Origin of the sequence: Klebsiella sp. CB_Kp196, from assembly GCF_040061575.1 — a bacterium.
Lineage (GTDB): Bacteria > Pseudomonadota > Gammaproteobacteria > Enterobacterales > Enterobacteriaceae > Klebsiella > Klebsiella michiganensis.
The window spans coordinates 1-17,425 of the sequence record NZ_JBEAFH010000046.1 but is presented as its reverse complement, the minus strand read 5'-3'; the positions used below and the strand labels follow the sequence as shown (position 1 = coordinate 17,425).

Annotated in this window: 16 protein-coding genes; 9 read left to right on the top strand and 7 right to left on the bottom strand. The window is 54.9% G+C overall.

Going from position 1 to position 17,425, the window contains the following annotated elements; all coding sequences use genetic code 11:
- The first annotated feature begins 6 nt into the window (after window positions 1–6).
- The 5 genes from ABLU87_RS14720 to ABLU87_RS14700 all read left to right on the top strand — a co-directional run bounded on the left by ABLU87_RS14720 (window position 7) and on the right by ABLU87_RS14700 (window position 5,254).
- Window positions 7–558, top strand: coding sequence for a glycerol-3-phosphate responsive antiterminator (locus ABLU87_RS14720; protein WP_004851068.1), 552 nt, complete (start codon window positions 7–9; stop codon window positions 556–558).
- A 20-nt stretch (window positions 559–578) separates the two neighbouring features.
- Window positions 579–2,117 carry an FGGY-family carbohydrate kinase gene (locus tag ABLU87_RS14715; RefSeq protein WP_122116778.1) on the top strand — a complete coding sequence of 513 codons (1,539 nt, stop codon included), beginning with the start codon at window positions 579–581 and terminating at the stop codon, window positions 2,115–2,117.
- An 11-nt stretch (window positions 2,118–2,128) separates the two neighbouring features.
- Window positions 2,129–2,890: an SDR family oxidoreductase gene (locus tag ABLU87_RS14710; RefSeq protein WP_025106270.1), complete on the top strand. Its 762-nt coding sequence runs from the start codon at window positions 2,129–2,131 to the stop codon at window positions 2,888–2,890.
- Between the two features lie 16 nt (window positions 2,891–2,906).
- Window positions 2,907–3,902: a 2-hydroxyacid dehydrogenase gene (locus ABLU87_RS14705; RefSeq protein ID WP_109240385.1), complete on the top strand. Its 996-nt coding sequence runs from the start codon at window positions 2,907–2,909 to the stop codon at window positions 3,900–3,902.
- A gap of 89 nt (window positions 3,903–3,991) precedes the next feature.
- Window positions 3,992–5,254, top strand: a complete 1,263-nt coding sequence (locus ABLU87_RS14700) for a PTS transporter subunit IIC (RefSeq protein ID WP_004851075.1) — start codon at window positions 3,992–3,994, stop codon at window positions 5,252–5,254.
- 131 nt (window positions 5,255–5,385) lie between these two features.
- Here ABLU87_RS14700 and ompC read toward each other — a convergent pair whose 3' ends face one another.
- The 6 genes from ompC to ABLU87_RS14670 form a co-directional block, all read right to left on the bottom strand.
- Window positions 5,386–6,471 carry a porin OmpC gene (gene ompC / locus ABLU87_RS14695; protein ID WP_025106268.1) on the bottom strand — a complete coding sequence of 362 codons (1,086 nt, stop codon included), beginning with the start codon at window positions 6,469–6,471 and terminating at the stop codon, window positions 5,386–5,388.
- A gap of 698 nt (window positions 6,472–7,169) precedes the next feature.
- A complete protein-coding gene (locus ABLU87_RS14690; RefSeq protein ID WP_004851079.1) occupies window positions 7,170–7,646 on the bottom strand; it encodes a WbuC family cupin fold metalloprotein in 477 nt (158 codons plus the stop codon).
- A 330-nt stretch (window positions 7,647–7,976) separates the two neighbouring features.
- On the bottom strand, window positions 7,977–8,483 hold the full coding sequence (locus tag ABLU87_RS14685; protein WP_014229447.1) for a hypothetical protein: 507 nt from the start codon (window positions 8,481–8,483) through the stop codon (window positions 7,977–7,979).
- 431 nt (window positions 8,484–8,914) lie between these two features.
- Window positions 8,915–9,922, bottom strand: a complete 1,008-nt coding sequence (locus ABLU87_RS14680) for an iron ABC transporter permease (protein WP_004851083.1) — start codon at window positions 9,920–9,922, stop codon at window positions 8,915–8,917.
- On the bottom strand, window positions 9,919–10,875 hold the full coding sequence (locus tag ABLU87_RS14675; RefSeq protein ID WP_122117815.1) for an ABC transporter substrate-binding protein: 957 nt from the start codon (window positions 10,873–10,875) through the stop codon (window positions 9,919–9,921). The genes ABLU87_RS14680 and ABLU87_RS14675 overlap by 4 nt, the downstream gene beginning before the upstream one ends.
- Before the next feature lie 23 nt (window positions 10,876–10,898).
- Window positions 10,899–11,708 (bottom strand): ABC transporter ATP-binding protein, encoded by an 810-nt coding sequence (locus ABLU87_RS14670; RefSeq protein WP_122117814.1) that lies wholly within the window; start codon window positions 11,706–11,708, stop codon window positions 10,899–10,901.
- Between the two features lie 289 nt (window positions 11,709–11,997).
- Here ABLU87_RS14670 and ABLU87_RS14665 point away from each other — a divergent pair, with 289 nt between their 5' ends.
- Entirely contained in the window at window positions 11,998–12,327 is a 330-nt protein-coding gene (locus ABLU87_RS14665) for an NIPSNAP family protein (RefSeq protein WP_025106264.1), read from the top strand.
- Window positions 12,328–12,438: 111 nt separating this feature from the next.
- Here ABLU87_RS14665 and ABLU87_RS14660 read toward each other — a convergent pair whose 3' ends face one another.
- On the bottom strand, window positions 12,439–13,260 hold the full coding sequence (locus ABLU87_RS14660; protein ID WP_064374657.1) for a hypothetical protein: 822 nt from the start codon (window positions 13,258–13,260) through the stop codon (window positions 12,439–12,441).
- Between the two features lie 153 nt (window positions 13,261–13,413).
- Between ABLU87_RS14660 and ABLU87_RS14655 the strand changes: the two genes are divergently transcribed.
- Genes ABLU87_RS14655 through ABLU87_RS14645 form a run of 3 tightly spaced genes read left to right on the top strand, consistent with a single transcriptional unit; the run spans window position 13,414 to window position 17,152 of the window.
- On the top strand, window positions 13,414–14,733 hold the full coding sequence (locus ABLU87_RS14655) for a PTS sugar transporter subunit IIC (RefSeq protein ID WP_064374656.1): 1,320 nt from the start codon (window positions 13,414–13,416) through the stop codon (window positions 14,731–14,733).
- 4 nt (window positions 14,734–14,737) lie between these two features.
- Window positions 14,738–15,691 (top strand): N(4)-(beta-N-acetylglucosaminyl)-L-asparaginase, encoded by a 954-nt coding sequence (locus ABLU87_RS14650; protein WP_009652191.1) that lies wholly within the window; start codon window positions 14,738–14,740, stop codon window positions 15,689–15,691.
- Between the two features lie 3 nt (window positions 15,692–15,694).
- Complete coding sequence (locus ABLU87_RS14645) at window positions 15,695–17,152, top strand: leucyl aminopeptidase family protein (protein WP_122117813.1); 1,458 nt, start codon at window positions 15,695–15,697, stop codon at window positions 17,150–17,152.
- Window positions 17,153–17,425 lie beyond the last annotated feature (273 nt).

The following is a 17,425-nucleotide window of genomic DNA, read 5'->3' as shown; positions in this document are numbered from 1 at the left end:
ATTAATATGTTCTTAAATAACACCATCATTCCTTCCGTCAGAAAATATAAACATTTTGAACAGGCGCTGGCCTGCGCATCAGAATACGTACTGCTGTCCGAAGCAAATATCGGCAACCTGCAATCGCTGATTGGCAAATGCCATCAGCGCGGCAAAAAAGTGCTTATTCACCTGGAGCTACTGGGCGGTTTTAAACCCGACCAGGCGGGGATCAGTCTGCTCAAAAATTACTACAAGGTTGATGGTGTTATTTCGTCCAATCTCTCGGCCCTACGCTATGCCAAAAAAGAGGGGTTGTTAACTATCTTCCGGGTATTGCTCATCGACTCGCGTTCGCTGGATCACTCCATCGATATTGTTAAGCATAACCCGCCAGATGCTATTGAAATCTTACCTGCTGAATATGCCTGCCAGTGTCTGGAATTGATTAGCCGGAATTTAAAAGGCTTTGACGTGATATTCATCGCCGGAGGCTTTGTAAAGCGGAAATACCTTGTAGATAAAATTTTCCATGCCGGATTTAAAGGCATTACCACCAGCGAACCCGGTTTATGGTAACGCATAAGGAGTCCACGCCAATGAAACAACACTACGTCATGGGCATTGATAACGGCGGCACCGTCACAAAAGCGGCGATTTACGATCGCGCCGGCAACGTGGTGGCCAGCGCGTCGAAGTCTACGCAAATGCTGACCCCGAAGGAATTTCACACCGAGCGAGATATCAACGAACTCTGGGCGGCCAACGTTGAAGTCATTACAACGGCCCTCGCGCAGTCGGGGATCGACGCCAGCCAGATCAAAGGCGTGGCGGTCACCGGCCACGGCAACGGGCTGTATATAGTGGATGAAACGGGCGCCCCGGTGCGCAACGGGATCATTTCCACCGATAGCCGGGCTAAGGGCTGGGTTGAAAAGTGGTACCGCGACCCGACGTTTGTCAGCGACATTTTGCCCAAAACCATGCAGTCCATCTGGGCAGGCCAGCCCGTCGCCCTCCTCGCCTGGCTGAAAGAGAACGAGCCTGAAGCGCTGAACAACGCGCGCTACATATTCATGGTCAAAGATCTGATTCGTTTTTATCTGACCGGCGAAGCCTTTCTCGAACTTACCGATATCTCAGGGACTAACCTGATCAACGTTCGCGACCGTGACTATGATGCCTCGCTGCTGGCCTGGTGGGGGCTCGGCGATCTGCGCGACAAGCTTCCGCCCATTAAACGCTCCACCGATTGCTGCGGCTACATTACCGACGACGTCGCGCAGCTAACCGGTTTGTGTGCCGGCACGCCGGTCTCGGGCGGCGTGTTTGATATCTCGGCGTCATCCGTCGCTTCCGGCATCAATACGCTGGATAAGCTGGCGATTATTACCGGCACCTGGAGCATCAATGAATACGTGACCGACCATCCGGTTATCGACCGGGATCTCTTTATGACCTCGATTTATCCGATTGAGGGCAAATGGCTAATTACCGAGGCCAGCCCCACATCCGCCAGTAATCTGGAGTGGTTTATCAATAACTTTATGGAAGGCGATCGCACCGCCGCGGCGGCGCAGGGATCGTCAGTCTACGATCTGTGCAATGAGCTGGTCTCCACGACAACGCCCGCCGAGAGCCACCTGCTGTTCTTCCCGTTTGTCTTCGGCTCCAACACCATCCCGGACGCCTCCGCGGGGTTTATCGGCCTGAATAGCTTCCATAAAAAAGCGCATTTTCTGCGCGCTATCTACGAGGGGGTCGCCTTCAGCCACCTTTATCACACCGAACGTCTGCGCAACATCAACCCTGATCTAAGCCGCACCATTCGAATTGCGGGCGGCGTCACTAACTCTGCGGTCTGGCTGCAGATATTCGCCGATATTTTCCAGTCCACTCTGGAGATTGTCGACGTGAAAGAGCACGGCACCCTGGGCACCGCGATGACCGCCGCGGTCATGGTTGGCTGGTTTGATGATGTCTTTGCCGCCTCAAATGAGATGGTTCACGTTTCGCGAACGGTCACGCCGAACCCGGACAATAACAAGGTCTATCAGGATAAGTATCAGCTCTACAAAAATCTGCTATCGGAAATGCAGTCTCCGTGGAAAAGCTGCAGTAACTACATTACGCATTAAGCGAGGAAAGTATGGATCTGAATTTACACCACCGCACGGCTATCGTCACCGGCGGCGCAACGGGACTGGGCAAAGAGTTTGTCCTTTCCCTCGCCAGAGAAGGGGTCAACATCTGCTTCACCTATATGCGTGATGAGGAGCGCCCGGAGCAGTTGATCGATACGGTAAAAAATAGCGCCAGCGTCGAGATTATTGCGGTGAAAACCGATCTTTCCGATGAGCAAAGCCGGGAGAATCTGTTCGCGACCTGCATTGAGCGGCTGGGGAACGCCGATATTCTGGTCAACAATGCCGGGATCTGGCTAAGCGGCTACGTCACTGAAATCACCCAGCAGGAGTGGGACAGCGTGATGAACGTCAACCTGAAGGCGGTTTTCCACCTGAGCCAGATGTTTGTCAACCACTGCCTGGCGAAAGATCGGGCCGGCAGCATTCTGAATATCACTTCTCAGGCGGCCTTCCACGGTTCGACCACCGGTCATGCACATTACGCGGCCAGTAAAGCGGGCCTGGTGGCATTTTCTATCTCGCTGGCGCGCGAGGTGGCGAAACAGAAAATCAATGTCAACAACATCGCCGTCGGCATTATGGATACCGCGATGATCCGTAAAAACATTGAGCAGAATCCTGACTATTACGTCAGCCGTATTCCGGTGGGCCGGGTAGCCCAGCCGCACGAAATTGCCGACATCGGCGTCTTCATGGTCTCTCCGAAAACCAGCTATATGACGGGAGCGACTCTGGATGTCACCGGCGGTATGTTGATGCGTTAATTTATGGAGAATCATTATGAAATGTCTGGCAATTGCCGATCTGTTTATCAATGCAGCGATGATGGACGCGGGTCTGAAAGCGCTGAAAGATAAAGGTATTACAGTGGAAGTGCGCGAATGGTCGCACGAGTCGATTGAAAAACTGCAGGAGGATAATTTACTGGTTGAACAGCAAGGCTCCGAAGCGGTGGCGCTGCCTGCCGCCCTGCTTCAGGGCGCTGAAGAGGTTGAGATCCTGATCGTCCAGTTCGCCCCGGTCAACGCGGCGGTATTCGACAAGCTGCCAAAGCTTAAATACGTTGGCGTGCTGCGCGGCGGCATTGAAAACGTTAATCAGGCGGAGGCCAAAGCGCGCGGAGTTGAGGTAATGAACACGCCAGGACGTAATGCCCGCAGCGTGGCGGAGTTTACCGTCGGCATGATTCTGGCGGAAATGCGCAACATCGCCCGCTCGCACGATGCGCTGCGCGATAAGTTCTGGCGCAAAGAGAGTCCTAACCACCGGGCCATTCCTGAACTGGGCGGCAAAGTGGTGGGTCTGGTCGGGCTGGGGCATATCGCTCAGCTGGTGGCCGGCTTCCTGCGCGGTTTCGGCAGCGAGATTATCTTTTACGATAAGTACGTCCCCGGCCATGACAGCTATGAAAAGGTGGATTCTCTCGATGAGCTGGTTCGCCGTGCGGATGTGATTTCGCTGCATGCCCGCATGACCCCGGAAACGGAAAACCTGATTAACGCGCATCATTTTGAATTAATGAAGGAGAGCGCCATTATCGTCAATACCGCACGCTCCGGCTTAATTAATGAAGGCGATCTGATCGCCGCGCTGCAGGACGGTAAAATCATGGGCGCCGCCCTCGACACTTTTGATGATGAGCCGCTGCCGGAGGATAGCGCGTTTTATTCGCTGAATAACGTCACGATAACGCCGCATATTGCCGGCAGTACTATTGATGCCTTCAGCAATTCGCCGAAGATTTTTTCTAAGATCTTGCTGAAGCAACTCGGTTAAATATTAAAAGAGCCGCGTAAGGTTTTTGCTACGGCCCATTGGGCACGGGTTCGCTCGCGCCCAATTCGGCCGCCTTTTAAGGAAATATTATGGATATTATCAACAGCATTATTAGTCTGGGGGCATCAGTGATGATGCCAGTAATATTCTTTATTATCGCCCTGTGCTTCGGCGTTAAAATTGGCACCGCATTTAAAGCCGGGATGCTGGTCGGTATCGGTTTTGAAGGGGTGGGTCTGGTGATCGGCCTGCTGTTGACCAACCTCGGCCCGGCGTCGCAGGCCATGGTTGAACGCATCGGTCTGCACCTGACGGTGGTCGATACCGGCTGGCCGACCGCCTCCACTATCGGCTGGGGCTCGCCGCTGATGCTGCCAGTGGTCGTGGGATTTATTGTTATCAATATCGCCATGCTGCTGCTTAAATTAACCAAAACGGTAAATATCGATATATTCAACTACTGGATTTTCCTGATTATGGGGTCGGTCGTGTATGCCGGCACCGGTAACTACTGGCTCTCCGTTGGCATTACTTTCGGCATATTTATCTTAACCCTGCTGGCGGCGGATTTAACCGCACCGTATTTGCAAAAAAACTATAATCTTAAAGGGATATCATTCCCCCATCTTACCTGTATAACCTACGTGCCGTTTGGTATTGCCTGTAACTATATTATTGATAAGATCCCGCTGATTAATAAAATTAATTTCGACCCGGAAAGTATTAATAAAAAATTCGGCGTCTTCGGTGAACCGCTGACCCTGGGCTTCGTGCTGGGGCTGCTGCTGGCCTTCCTTGCCGGATACGATGTTGCAGCCGCGGTGTCGCTGGCGATTAAAGTTTCCGCCGCCATGCTGCTGCTGCCGAAAATGATCGAAATTTTAGTGCAGGGTCTGCTTATCGTGCGCGATGCCGCGGAAGCGAAGCTGAAAGCGAAATTTCCCAACCGCGACTTCTATATCGGCATGGATACCGCGCTGCTTATTGGCGAACCCTCGGTGCTGGCGACCGGGCTGCTGCTGATCCCCATGGCGGTGGTGCTGGCGATTATTTTGCCGGGCAACCGCGTGCTGCCGTTTGTCGATCTGGCCTCGCTGATGTTCCTGCTGGCGATGGTGACGCCGTTCTGCAAACGCAATATGTTCCGCATGTTTATCACCGGCACGCTGGTGGTCACCTGTATTTTGTACGTCGGGACGGATATTTCGCGGGAATACACCCAGGCGGCGGTCAACTCTAACATTCCGGTGCCGGAAGGGATGGCGGAAATCACTAATATCGTGGGCGGAGCCACCACCCCGGTGGGCTGGCTGGCGGTGAAATTCGGCGAGTTTTTCAGTACCGCGCCGTAAACTCCCTCTTTTCTCACTCAGCCCGGCGCGGGAAACGGCGTCGGGCTTTTTCGTCTCGCCCTGCGTTCACGTATAAAAAATGCCTGCCAGGAGGGTAAGCTGGCAGGCATGGTTCAATAAAAGGCGTTGTCTTAGAACTGGTAGGTTATGCCCACGGCAACGATGTTATCGGTGCTGATGCTGGCATCTTTGGTGAACCTGGTGTCATCCAGCAGGTTGATTTTGTAGTCCACATAGGTAGACATGTTTTTATTGAAGTAGTAAGTCGCGCCGACATCTACGTATTCAACCAGATCCTGGTCGCCGTAGCGGCCCAGATCTTTGCCTTTTGATTTCAGGTAGGCGATGGACGGACGCAGGCCGAAATCGAACTGATACTGAGCAACCACTTCAAAGTTCTGCGCGGTATTGGCGATATAGCCTTTACCAAACTTCGTCATGTTGCGGGTTTCCGCATAGGTGGTTGCCAGGTAGATGTTATTAGCATCGTACTTCAGACCGGCCGCCCACACTTCCGCTTTTTCGCCACGGGCGTAGAAGTCAGGATTCACGCGACCTTCCCTGACCTGCGCATCGGTGCGATCGGATGCCGCGTAGGCCGCGCCTACGCCAAATCCTTCGTACTCATAGGTCGAGGCCAGACCCCAGCCGTCGCCATGCTGTTTCGCCAGATCGCGACCGTTGCCCTCTTCTTTGCCCTGGTACTGTACGGCGACGTTCAGGCCGTCAACCAAGCCGAAGAAACCGCTGTTACGGTAGGTGGCAACGCCGGTGGTACGCGCGGTGGCGAAGACATCGGTCTGGGTCCAGGTATCGCCGCCGAACTCCGGCAGCATATCGGTCCAGGCGCCGATATCATAGGCGACGCCGTAGTTACGGCCGTAGTCCAGAGAGCCAAATTCGCCAAACTTGAGGCCGGCAAACGCGAGACGCGTTTTGTCGCCGGAGTTGTCGCCTTCAACGTTATTGGCGCTGAAGTTATATTCCCACTGGCCGTAGCCGATCAGCTGGTCGTTGATCTGGGTTTCACCCTTGAAGCCCAAACGGGCATAGGTCTGATCGCCATCTTCTGACTTATCGCTGGAGAAATAATGCAGGCCGGTCACTTTCCCGTAGAGGTCGAGTTTGTTTCCGTCCTTGTTATACACCTCAGCTGCCTGCACGGTTCCTGCAGCAAGAAGTGTAGAGACGGCCACTGTTAGTAATTTTAATTTCATATTATTTCGTCCCTAACTATTAATAAAATATCAAATCTCAGATGCCTTCTGAGCGAGGCTATTATGCGATAATTCGCAAAGAGACTTGAAATTAAAAGTTCCAGTTTTTTAGACCAAATACCATAACTGTGACGACAGCAGCGGTTGTTAATTGATGTACATCAATCATTCACTGCTTGCGTTGGCAAATATTCCGAATCACGCCTTACGCAACCCAGAGATGCAGAAGGTTTGACTAAAATAGATAAATTATCATAAGGAAATTCTAATGATTAGATAAATTAAAGATTGCAATTTGTTAAAAACAATAAAAATCAATCGTTTATAATTTACACAACCAATCATTAATGTTTATTCATAAAGCCACTGATTCCCCTGACCGGCTATTAACAAGTATATTCCGATCCTTCCCCGCAGATAAATTATAGTACCGAAATGACCACATTTCTTTATTGAAGATTCTTTACAAAAACCGTAAAAATTATAGCATAGTGGTTTAAGATGTGTTTAACACTTTCGTGAAAGGGATATCGTCAGCCCTATTTCATGGGATAAGTTTAACTATGAATAAATACTATGAATAAATAGAGCCAGGAGCTTGTCACCAGTTTGATAAGCCGCTGACGCGCCGGGAACGGCTTATCTGTATCGGGGGTAAAGGAAGCTGGCGCGGGGCTGCTCCCCGCGCAATGCCTGGATTACAGGGTAAAACCGCCATCACCCACTTGCGCCCGGGCGTACCACTTCATTAGCTCGGCGGTTCCCGGCGCGTTTTCAGCTGGCGCCCACGGGGCCGCGTCTTGCTCAGAAACCGGCTGGTAACCACCGTATTTAACCTCAAAAATTACGCCGCCTTTATCCATCGACAGCACGGCATGCCAGGTACCCGCCGCCATCTCCAGCACCTTACACTCTTCGCCTAACACCACGCGCTCGGTCACGTTGCCAGCATCATCAAAGGTCAACACCACAAAACGTCCGCTAAGGGATGTCAGCAGTTCAAAAGTGTGCGGGTGGCGGTGAGGCCGAACATAGGTACCCGGCTCCATAGCGACGGCCAGGCGTTGCACCGGATCGCTTAAGTCAGGGTGGAAATTACGATGGGCACGCAAGCGAGGCGAAGCTGCAGCCTGTTCGCTTTGTTGCCGAAGGTCACTCAACGTCATTTGTTTCATATAAGCCTTTATTGTAGTTGGGCAGCTTACGGCAATCAGGTTGTCGTAAGGCTTAATGCTATTTTCAACAGACGATTAGCTTCGCCGCTCGCGGAACACATCGCTGTGCGGATTATAGACGCTGATGCCGCGGTCCCAAAGCGCCAGAAATGACGAGAACAGATCGTGGTGGGGTTCCGTTGTCCCCCGCTCGCCCTTTGAGGCAAGACATGGGATAGATGACATGAAAAAGAGACACTTTGTGAGTGCGCTCCTTAACAGTCGTGGCAGGCGGAAAAATAAGATGAGAGTGCGAAGATAAAGGTATAGTCACGCATGCAGGTGCAGCAATTAATCCGGCGTAAATTTATCGAGCAGCGAAAAAGCGTGTAAATAATTAGACAGCGCCAGTAGCGCATGAAATGAGTTAAAGCCGAACTTCTCAATTAATCTTCTTTTATAGCTGCTGTAGGCCTTGGGCGAAATGCCGAGCAGCTCCGGGTAATCTTTTGCCAGTACGGTAAATTTCATAATAAAAATATACTGAAATTCTCTCTCTGTTAACGTGATGTCCTCTCCCACGGGGATGCCATCAGTCACTCTGGCGATAATACTGGCGATATGTGCGGTGCGCCTTTTGTTTATCAAACAAATAATATTACCTTCAACCCGGAAACAAACAAAATTCTTTTTCATTTCAAAGCTGTTTATCAAAAAATGGAACTGCGCGCAGCTGCTGGATGCGTACTTTGTTAAGCACAAATCGACCAGATTCGCCTTTCTGACCGCTTTTATGTCGTTTATTTTCAGACGTATGGCTTTCTTAAAAAAATGATTATGGCTGAAAATAGTTAACATTCCTTTCCCTCATGAAAGTGCAATCATCCTTTATAGAAATGCGTATAATAGGCGCCATGGGGATATACCCATGAGTGAAGTGGGTGAATTATAAGTTTGTTTAATATTTATTGTCCAGACGAGTGAATTTCAGAAAAATCCCTGCGAAATGTAAACCATGGGATTTTCAATGGCCCGGAGACAGCACTCATCCCCATGCTTACTTTAGGATTTTTCTTACGAGACATCGGTTAAAGAGAAATCAGCAGCATATCACTCTGCGATAAAGATTATATTCAACGAATAAAATTGAAAAATTCAGTTTATCAAAAGATAAAACCATGCACGGGTGTATTGCGCATGAACCGAAGCGCATGCGCGCGCTGACTTCCGGGAATTTGTTTGCCCTTCGTTTAAGTCTGCGCCAGGCAGCGACCCGGTGCCGACTCAGTTTATGAACGGTTTCTGGCCAGTAGAATAATAATGAAGAGTCCGCCGATGCCGGCCGTAATGATCCCGATAGGCAGCTCCTGCGGAGCCAGCAGCGTCCTGCTGACGATATCGCCGCCGCACAGTAGCACCGCGCCCCACAGGCCGCATAAAGGAAGCAACAGCAGATGTTTTACGCCAGAAAAATAGCGGCACATATGCGGCACCATCAGGCCGATAAAGCCAATCACCCCGGTCAGGGCCACCAGCAGCGACGTTGCTAACGCGCAGCAGAAAAACACCTCCATTCGCAGGCGGGTAACGTTGATGCCCAGCGACTGCGCGGTCTGCTCACCGGCCAGTAGGCCATCCAGGGAGCGCCAGCGCAGGAGTATGAATGCGCCGAGAAGCAGCAGACTGAACAGGGCGTAGGGCAAATTATCCCAGCGCGCCAGACCGAGCCCACCCAGCGACCAGAACAGCACCGAGCTGGCGGCCCGCTGGTCGCCCGAGAAAATCAGATAGCTGGTCAGCGCGCCGAATAAAAAGGAGATCGCCAACCCGCAGATCACCAGGTGCTCTGCGCCACGCTGCTTTTTAAAATGAAACAGCAGCATCACCGCCACCGCCGAGCAGATGCCGCCAACGAATGCCGACACCGGCAGCGTCAGCGCGCCAAGCCGCTCACCGAATCGGGTGATCACCAGTACCGCTCCCGCCGATGCGCCGGAGGAAAGCCCGAATAAAAAAGGATCGGCCAGATCGTTGCGCGTGGTGGTCTGTAGTAGACCGCCCACGATGGCCAGCACCGCCCCCGCCAGCACCGCCAGCAGCGTTCTTGGCACGCGCAAATCAATGACAATACGTCCGATCATCTCCGAAACCGGCACATCCAGCAGCCGCAAGGCGCCGAGAACCTGGGTAAGCGACAGCGGCACGCTGCCTTTAGCCACGCTGAGCAGCATCAAGCCGGCTAATAACGGCAGCGCCCCCCACGCGGCCCAGTAGTAGCGACAGTGAGTCCCGCTCATTGGTGGGCCGCAGGATACATCGCATGAGCCAGCTTTTCGGCCGCGTTGATATTCGCCGGGCCGGGCGTCAACTCAGCATATTGCAGCTTCAGATAACGCTGCCGCTTCACCGCCGGCGTCTGTTTCATTAACGGATGATTTTCGAGGAAACGGCGCAGCGAATCAGCGCCGCTGCCGGTCTGATAATCGAGAAGAATAATAAAATCGGGTTCCGCCGTCGCCACGCTCTCCCAGGAGGTGGTCCCCCAGCTCATCTCCAGGTCGTCCATCACGTTTTTCCCTCCCGCCGCTTCGATAATCGCGGTCGGCATGGCGTACCGTCCGCTGGTAAAGGGCTTATCTTCGCCGGAATCATAGACAAACACCTTTAATGGCTGCACGCCCTGCGGCGGCTTAGGCAGCGCATTCAGCGTTTTTTTCCAGCCGTCGACCAGCGTACGGGCCTCGTGCTGCTTGCCAAAAATCTTGCCCAGCGTCAGCTCATCGTTATACAGCAGGTCCATACTCGCTTTTTGTTTCTGAGAGGCGGTAAAGACGCAGCTCTCGCTCAGCACAAAGGTTTTGATACCGTATGTTTCGAGCACGGAAGGCGTGACCTCCCCGCCGACCTTCATGCCGTAATTCCAGCCGGCGAAAAAGAAATCAGGATTTGCCGCCAGCAGCGTCTCCAGAGAGGGATATTTCGGCGCCAGCTCGGGAATTGATCCCATCTGATGTTTAAATTCCGGGGTCATTTTGTACCATCCGGTAATGCCGGTTAAGCCAACGATGCGGTCCTGCAACCTGAGAGCAAAAGCCATTTCAGACATATTAAGGTCGTGGATGACCGCTCTTTTCGGCGCCTGAGTGAAGGTCACCGGCGTTCCGCAGCTGTCAATCGTGACGGGAAAATCCGCCGCGTTCGCCGCTGAAATAAAAAGAAACGCCATCGTCCCTGCAAACCATTTATTCATGCTCGTTATCCTCCGGAAATTTATCAGGCATAGCCTGGCACCTCAAAAATCCGCAGCGCCTTCCCGGTCATGGGATGCGGTACGGTAAAGCTGGTCAAGCCGAAGACCGGGTAAAGCCGTTGTGAAACAAGCACGCGCTCCGGCACATCCCAGGCCACGGCGCGCCCTTGCGATAAAAGCAAAACCCGATCGGCAAAGGCGTCAATCAGGGAAAGATCGTGCAATACCGTAACGACCGCGATTCCCTGGCTTTTCACTAATGACAGCAGCTCCACTCTGCCGTGGGGATCAAGGTGGTTGGTGGGCTCATCCAGCAGCAGCAGTTTTGGCGCCTGGGCCAGTACCCGCGCCAGCGCCGCCCGTTGTCTCTCACCACCGGATAACGCGGAGAGCGGTCGCTTGCGCAGCCTCTGCAATCCCGTATCGTTAATCGCGCGGGTTACGATGATGTCGTGTTCGCGACGCGACATGTCCCGGGCGTGGGGAATCCGCCCGAGGGCGACATAATCCTCAAGCGCCAGACGCAGGTCGGGGGTATCATTCTGCGCAAGCACCGCGATCTGCCGGGCTCGCTGCTGCCGGGTTAATGCGGTAATGGATCGGCCATATAACCGTACGTCGCCTTCCCGCGACGGCAGTTGGCAATCTATCGCGCGTAATAAAGTGGTTTTCCCGCTGCCGTTGGGTCCAATGACGGCCAGACACTCTCCTTTACCGGCGCTGAAATGAATGCCGGAGAGCATTTCCCCGCCGCCGGGCCGCGGTAATGATGCGATATTGACGCTAAGCACGGGATCATCGGCTTTTCCACTCTTTGTCAAACTCTCCTCCATTAGCCGCCTCTCCCTCTCTCTTCAGCGTGGATGAGCGAAACACGCGCTCTTTTGAATTTTGATCGGCAGGTAGTGATGATAATCATTATCATTTAAAAAGAAAGGTAAATAGTCACATATTTTATAATGCCATAAATGTTATGATATAACATATCAAAAAAGAGATAAGAAATGCAACCCGCGCTGCCGTCATGGCAAAGAGAAGCGACAAAACCACGGGGAGTTGTTCTAATAGCCGGACAGTGCTCTCTTGCAGCAAACTCAGTGAATGTGAACAGGAAACGTCAGGATGAAAACGGTAGAGTTTTTGCTTTACACCCTTAAACCGGGGACCGGGAACGAGTTTCACCGGATAATGAAGGAACAAAGCGCCCCCTGTCATCGCGCCGCCGGAATGGATATCGTCTCCTTCGGCAATTCAGTTGATGACAACGACGCTTATTACCTGATCCGGGCCTATGAGGACCTGACGCATTTAAACGCATCCCAGGCGCGCTTCTACAGCAGCCCCGCCTGGCGCGAAGGCCCGCGACAGGCCATTATCGACAGGATCAGCGTCAGCGTAAAAACGGTTATGCTGCTGAGCGACAGCGCGATTGATGGCCTGCGAAACGGTTGACCCTCCAGGGCCGCTGGCGTGGCCCAACAAAAAACGCGCTCTCTTTTGCTGTCGCAGAGATTCTGGGGCCCGGGCAAAACGCGGCTGCCGTGCCTGCCTCCGACGCCACCGTTAGTTCTGATTCAACGACTCAAGAAAGCCCTGGGGCGTCGTGTCGCCCAGCTTTTTTTGCGCCCGCCCCCGGTTCCACAGCGCGCACAGCCGCTGCAGCGTCGCGTCCGGCTCATCCAGCGCCGGAATAACGTCGACTAATCGTTCGCTGAGCTGTACCGCTCCGCGCTCCGCCATCGCCACCGTCCGGCAAGAGAGATCCGCGCGCGCGGGCTGAAAACCTTTATGAGTATAAATCTCAAGACATTGTATACGCGCCGGACAGGCGTTCAGCGCCTCGGTCAGCCAGCTATCGACCAGCGCGGGAGAGATCCCGCTATAGATGCGGCCAAAGCACCAGCCGCTGATCGGCTCCTGCGCCCAGAGCAGATGATGCTCACCGCCATCGTCCATCGACAGCGCCAGCTGGCGATAGTGCAGCGTCAGGGTATCCGCGCGCATTCCCGCCTTTAACGCTTTTTTCCCCTGCGGCGCGGCATTTTTCCGTCCTTCATGTGCCGGACGCAGATAGCGGTTTAGCGTGGCGCGGGAAATAGCGATGCCCAGCCCCTCATTCACCATAAACAGCAGTTCGTCCAGCGGGGCGCGCAGCGCATCGCGGAGGGCGTTAATGAGGATCCCCTGCTCTTGTCTCAGTACTTTGTGTATCAAATGCGGCGTGGTGTGGTTATCGGAAATCTGGCTGCGGTTGCGCCAGCGGCGAACCGTAGTAATGGAAATCCCCAGTTCCTGCGCCAGTTCCCGGTCGCTTTTCGTCGATTCCTGAAGATATTTACGCGTTCTGGGGGTGGTGGTGGCATTAGCGTGCAGCTTAATTTCCATACGATCCTCTACAGGAAATATAACTAATCATATGAGATGTATATTATTGCAGAGAATACAATGTGAACCGCTTCACCTTTCAGCCCACCGCTTTCTCTCATAATCCGCCATAGATAACACACACAGCCCTGTCGATCTTGTACGGAGTTCACAATGAACAATGTTCTGGGATTTCTTGAAGCCAAACTGATGCCTCTGGCGGCGAAAACCGCTCAGCAGCGTCACCTCGGCGCTATTCGCGGCGCCTACGTTTCATTCATGCCTTTTATTATTGTCGGTTCCATTCTGCTGGTGATCTCGTCGTTCCCCAATCAGAGCTACCAGCACTTTATGGCCAGCACCTTCGGCGCGAGCTGGAGCGCAATTATCGAAATCCCGTTCAACGCGGTATTTTCCACAATGTCGCTGTTTATCAGCTTCCTGGTGGCCTACCGTCTGGCGGAGCACTACGGCGATGACCGCATCTCCTGCGGCATCCTCTCGCTGGTGGGTTTTCTGATCCTCACGCCGTTCATTAAGGTCGCTGAAAACGGCGGCATCACGGTGATCCCCGTGGAGTGGATCGGCACCAAAGGTTTATTCGTCGCGATGATCGGTTCGCTGCTGTGGACCGAACTCTTCTGCTGGCTAAAACGCAAAAAGCTGGTGATTAAGATGCCGGACGGCGTTCCGCCCGCCGTGCAGGAGTCTTTCGCCGCGCTGATCCCGGCGCTGCTGGTGATGATTCTGATCCTGGCGGTTCGCATCGGGTTTGCGCACACGCACTACGCCACCATCCACCAGTTTATTTATGAGGTCGTCGCCTCGCCGGTACGCCATTACGGTACCTCCTACTTCGGCGCGCTGATGACCGTTTTCAGCATTACCATTCTGTGGTCGGTCGGCATTAACTCCGGTTCGATGATCAACGGCATCATTCGTCCGCTGTGGATGGAAAATCAGACCGACAACATCGCCGCTATCCAGGCCGGCGTCACCCCGCCGCACATTATCACCGAGCAGTTCTTCGATATGATCTGGATGGGCGGCGCGGGCGCAACGCTGTCGCTGGTGATAGCGATGCTGATTTTCGCCCGCAGCAAAAATATGCGCGAAGTTGCCCGCCTCGGCGCCGGTGCCTCCATTTTTAATATCAATGAGCCTATCCTCTTTGGCCTGCCGGTGATCATGAACCCGATCATGCTGATTCCGTTTAACCTCGTGCCGCTGGTGCTGGTCACGGTGCAGTACGCGGCGATGAAGATCGGCGCGGTGGCCGTCACCACCGGCGTCTTTATCCCCTGGACGCTGCCGCCGGTGATCAGCGGTTTTATCGTCACCGGGCATCTTAGCGGCAGCGTGATGCAGATCCTCAATTTGCTGATTGGCGCCATGCTGTACCTGCCCTTCATGCGCATCGTCGATAAGCAGTATCGCGCGGCGGAAGTCACCGCCCGTGCTGAAACGGACAACACGCTTGCAAAACAGGAGTAAACCAATGTGGGGAATGATTGCCACCTGGCGAATGGCGCTGGAAGGCGTAACCGAAGCCGCGGCGGCGCTGGCATCCGGCGCTGATACCGCCAGCGCCGTGGTCAATGCGGTGGCGGCGGTAGAAGATTTTCCGCTGTACAAATCGGTGGGCTACGGCGGCCTGCCGACGGAAAACGGCGAGGTCGAACTGGATGCCGCCTTTATGCATGGCGATACCCTGGCCTTCGGCGCGGTGGGTAATCTGGTGGATATTGCCAACCCGGTGAAAGTCGCCCACGCCCTGAGCCGCCAGCGCTACAACAGTCTGCTGGTCGGCCAGGGCGCCAGAGAGTGGGCCATAAGCCAGGGATTCGCCGCCAAAGCGATGCTGACCGAACGCGCGATGCAGCATTACCGGAAGCGCTGTCGCGAAACGCTGGATAAAGGCCTCAGTCCTTACGACGGCCACGATACCGTGGGCATTATTGGCCTTGATAAACAGGGTTCCATGAGCGTTGCCACATCCACCAGCGGCCTGTTTATGAAAAAGCGCGGACGGCTGGGCGATTCGCCGATTATCGGCTCCGGTTTCTACTGCGATAGCGAGACCGGCGCCGCCACGGCGACCGGCGTCGGTGAAGATTTGATGAAAGGCTGCACCAGCTACGAAATCGTCCGGCGAATGGCCCAGGGAATGACGCCGCAGCAGGCGGCGGACTCGGTGGTCTGCGAGCTGGAAGACAAACTGATGTCGCGCTTTGGCCGCGCGGGCGACCTTTCGGTGGTGTGCATGAACCGGCGCGGCGAATTCGGCGCCGCCACCAATATCAAAACCTTCTCCTTTGTCGTCGCCAGCGCGACGCAGCCGCTGACCGTGTTCTGCGCCGAGCGCGTTCGGGAGAAAACCCATTACCGGCCGGTGGACGACGAATGGATGCAGGCCTATGCCGCACGCATTCGCGCCCCCATCGAGGAGTAAGCCATGCTGGATTATCGTCTGATTAATCAACTGGATAGCGTCTGCACCGGCGCGCATCTGGTGACCTGGCCCGGCAGTACGCTGCTGGCCCAGGCCCCGCTCAATGCCGTTCCCCTGCTCGCGGAAATGGTGGAACAGGCCGCCCGCGGCGAGGTGGCGGATACCCGCTTCGGCTGTGCCCCCTTCGCCCGCATCACCCTCATTCCGCGACCGCTGTGGAGGGATACGCTGAACGATGGCCTGGCCGAGGCGCTGCGGCCGTTATGCAAAAAACCGGTGAGCGAAACGCTTATCCTCGACGCTTCGCTGGAAGAGAGCAGCGGCGCGTTAACCAAAGCGCTGCGCGAACTGTTTAACCTCGACTGGCAGCTTGATGATTTGGGCCTGCATCAGGTGAAAACCGTCAGGCCTCGTCTGCGCCAGCTCGCCCTCTACGCCTTACCCGAACAGCGGTCGGCGCTGGATACCCTCACCCATCGTCAACGGGCCACGGCGCACGGCATGCTCGCCGCGCGGCGGCTGGCGGATCTGCCTGCGGAGCAGTGTACCCCGCAGTACGTGGTGGAAGAAGCCCGGCGTCTGTGCGCGGATATCCCCACGCTGCGCTGCGAAGTTCTGGATGAAAAAGCGATCGTCGAACAAGGGCTCGGCCTGCTGCATGCGGTGGGTAAAGGCGCTGAACGCCCGCCGCGCCTGCTGGCGATTCATTATGATGGCGTCAGCGAGGGCCCGGTTCGCTGCTACGTCGGTAAAGGCGTCACCTTTGATACCGGCGGACTGTGGCTCAAGGAAGGCGCCGGGATGTACACCATGAAGTACGATATGTGCGGCGCGGCCAACGTCCTTGGCCTGATGCTGAGCATCGCCGAGCTGGCGCTACCGGTGCGGGTAATGGGCGTACTGGCGCTGGCGGAAAACGCGATTGGCCCCGCCGCTATGCAGCCGGGCAGCGTCGCCCGGGCCTGTAATGGCCTGACGGTAGAGATCAATAATACCGACGCTGAAGGCCGCCTGGTGCTTTCCGATGCCATTGCCTGGGCGAGCCAGCGGCATCCGCAGGCGCACTATATTATTGATATTGCGACCCTTACCGGCGCGGTGGTTAAGGCGCTGGGTTACGATTTGAGCGGCTTGATGACGCAAAGCGACGCGCTGCGGGCGGGGTTAACCCGGGCAGGAATAAAAAGCGGGGATGAGGTCTGGTCGCTGCCGCTGGATAGCAGGCTGAAGAAGCAGACCGAAAGCGCAATCGCCGACCTGTGCAATACGCCCGGCAATAATGCGGCCATCAGCGCCTCCGCCGCCTGGCTTTTGCACCATTTTTGCCCGCCGGAGATCCCCTGGGCCCATCTCGACGTCAGCGGCACGGCGCTGTGGCGCGAAGGCGGTAAAAGCGTCGCTTCCGGCCGGCCGATTCCGCTACTGATTCAGCATCTGCTCGACGATATCGACGAGAATTAACCCCCTCCCCGGAGGCGATGCTGCGCATCTGTCCGGGCTACGGGTTACCAGCAATCTGCGGCCCTGTAGCCCGGGCAGGCGCCCTGCGCCGCCCCCGGGAGAAAAGCGCAAAGTGGCAGTATTTCCCGGAGGCGATGCTACGCATCTGTCCGGGCTACGGGTTACCAGCAATCTGCGGCCTTGTAGCCCGGCTAAGCGCAGCGCGAGCCGGGAAAAAGCCGCAGCAATACCACGTCACGGCATATTCCCCGGGTTGCGGCGTAAACGCCTTAC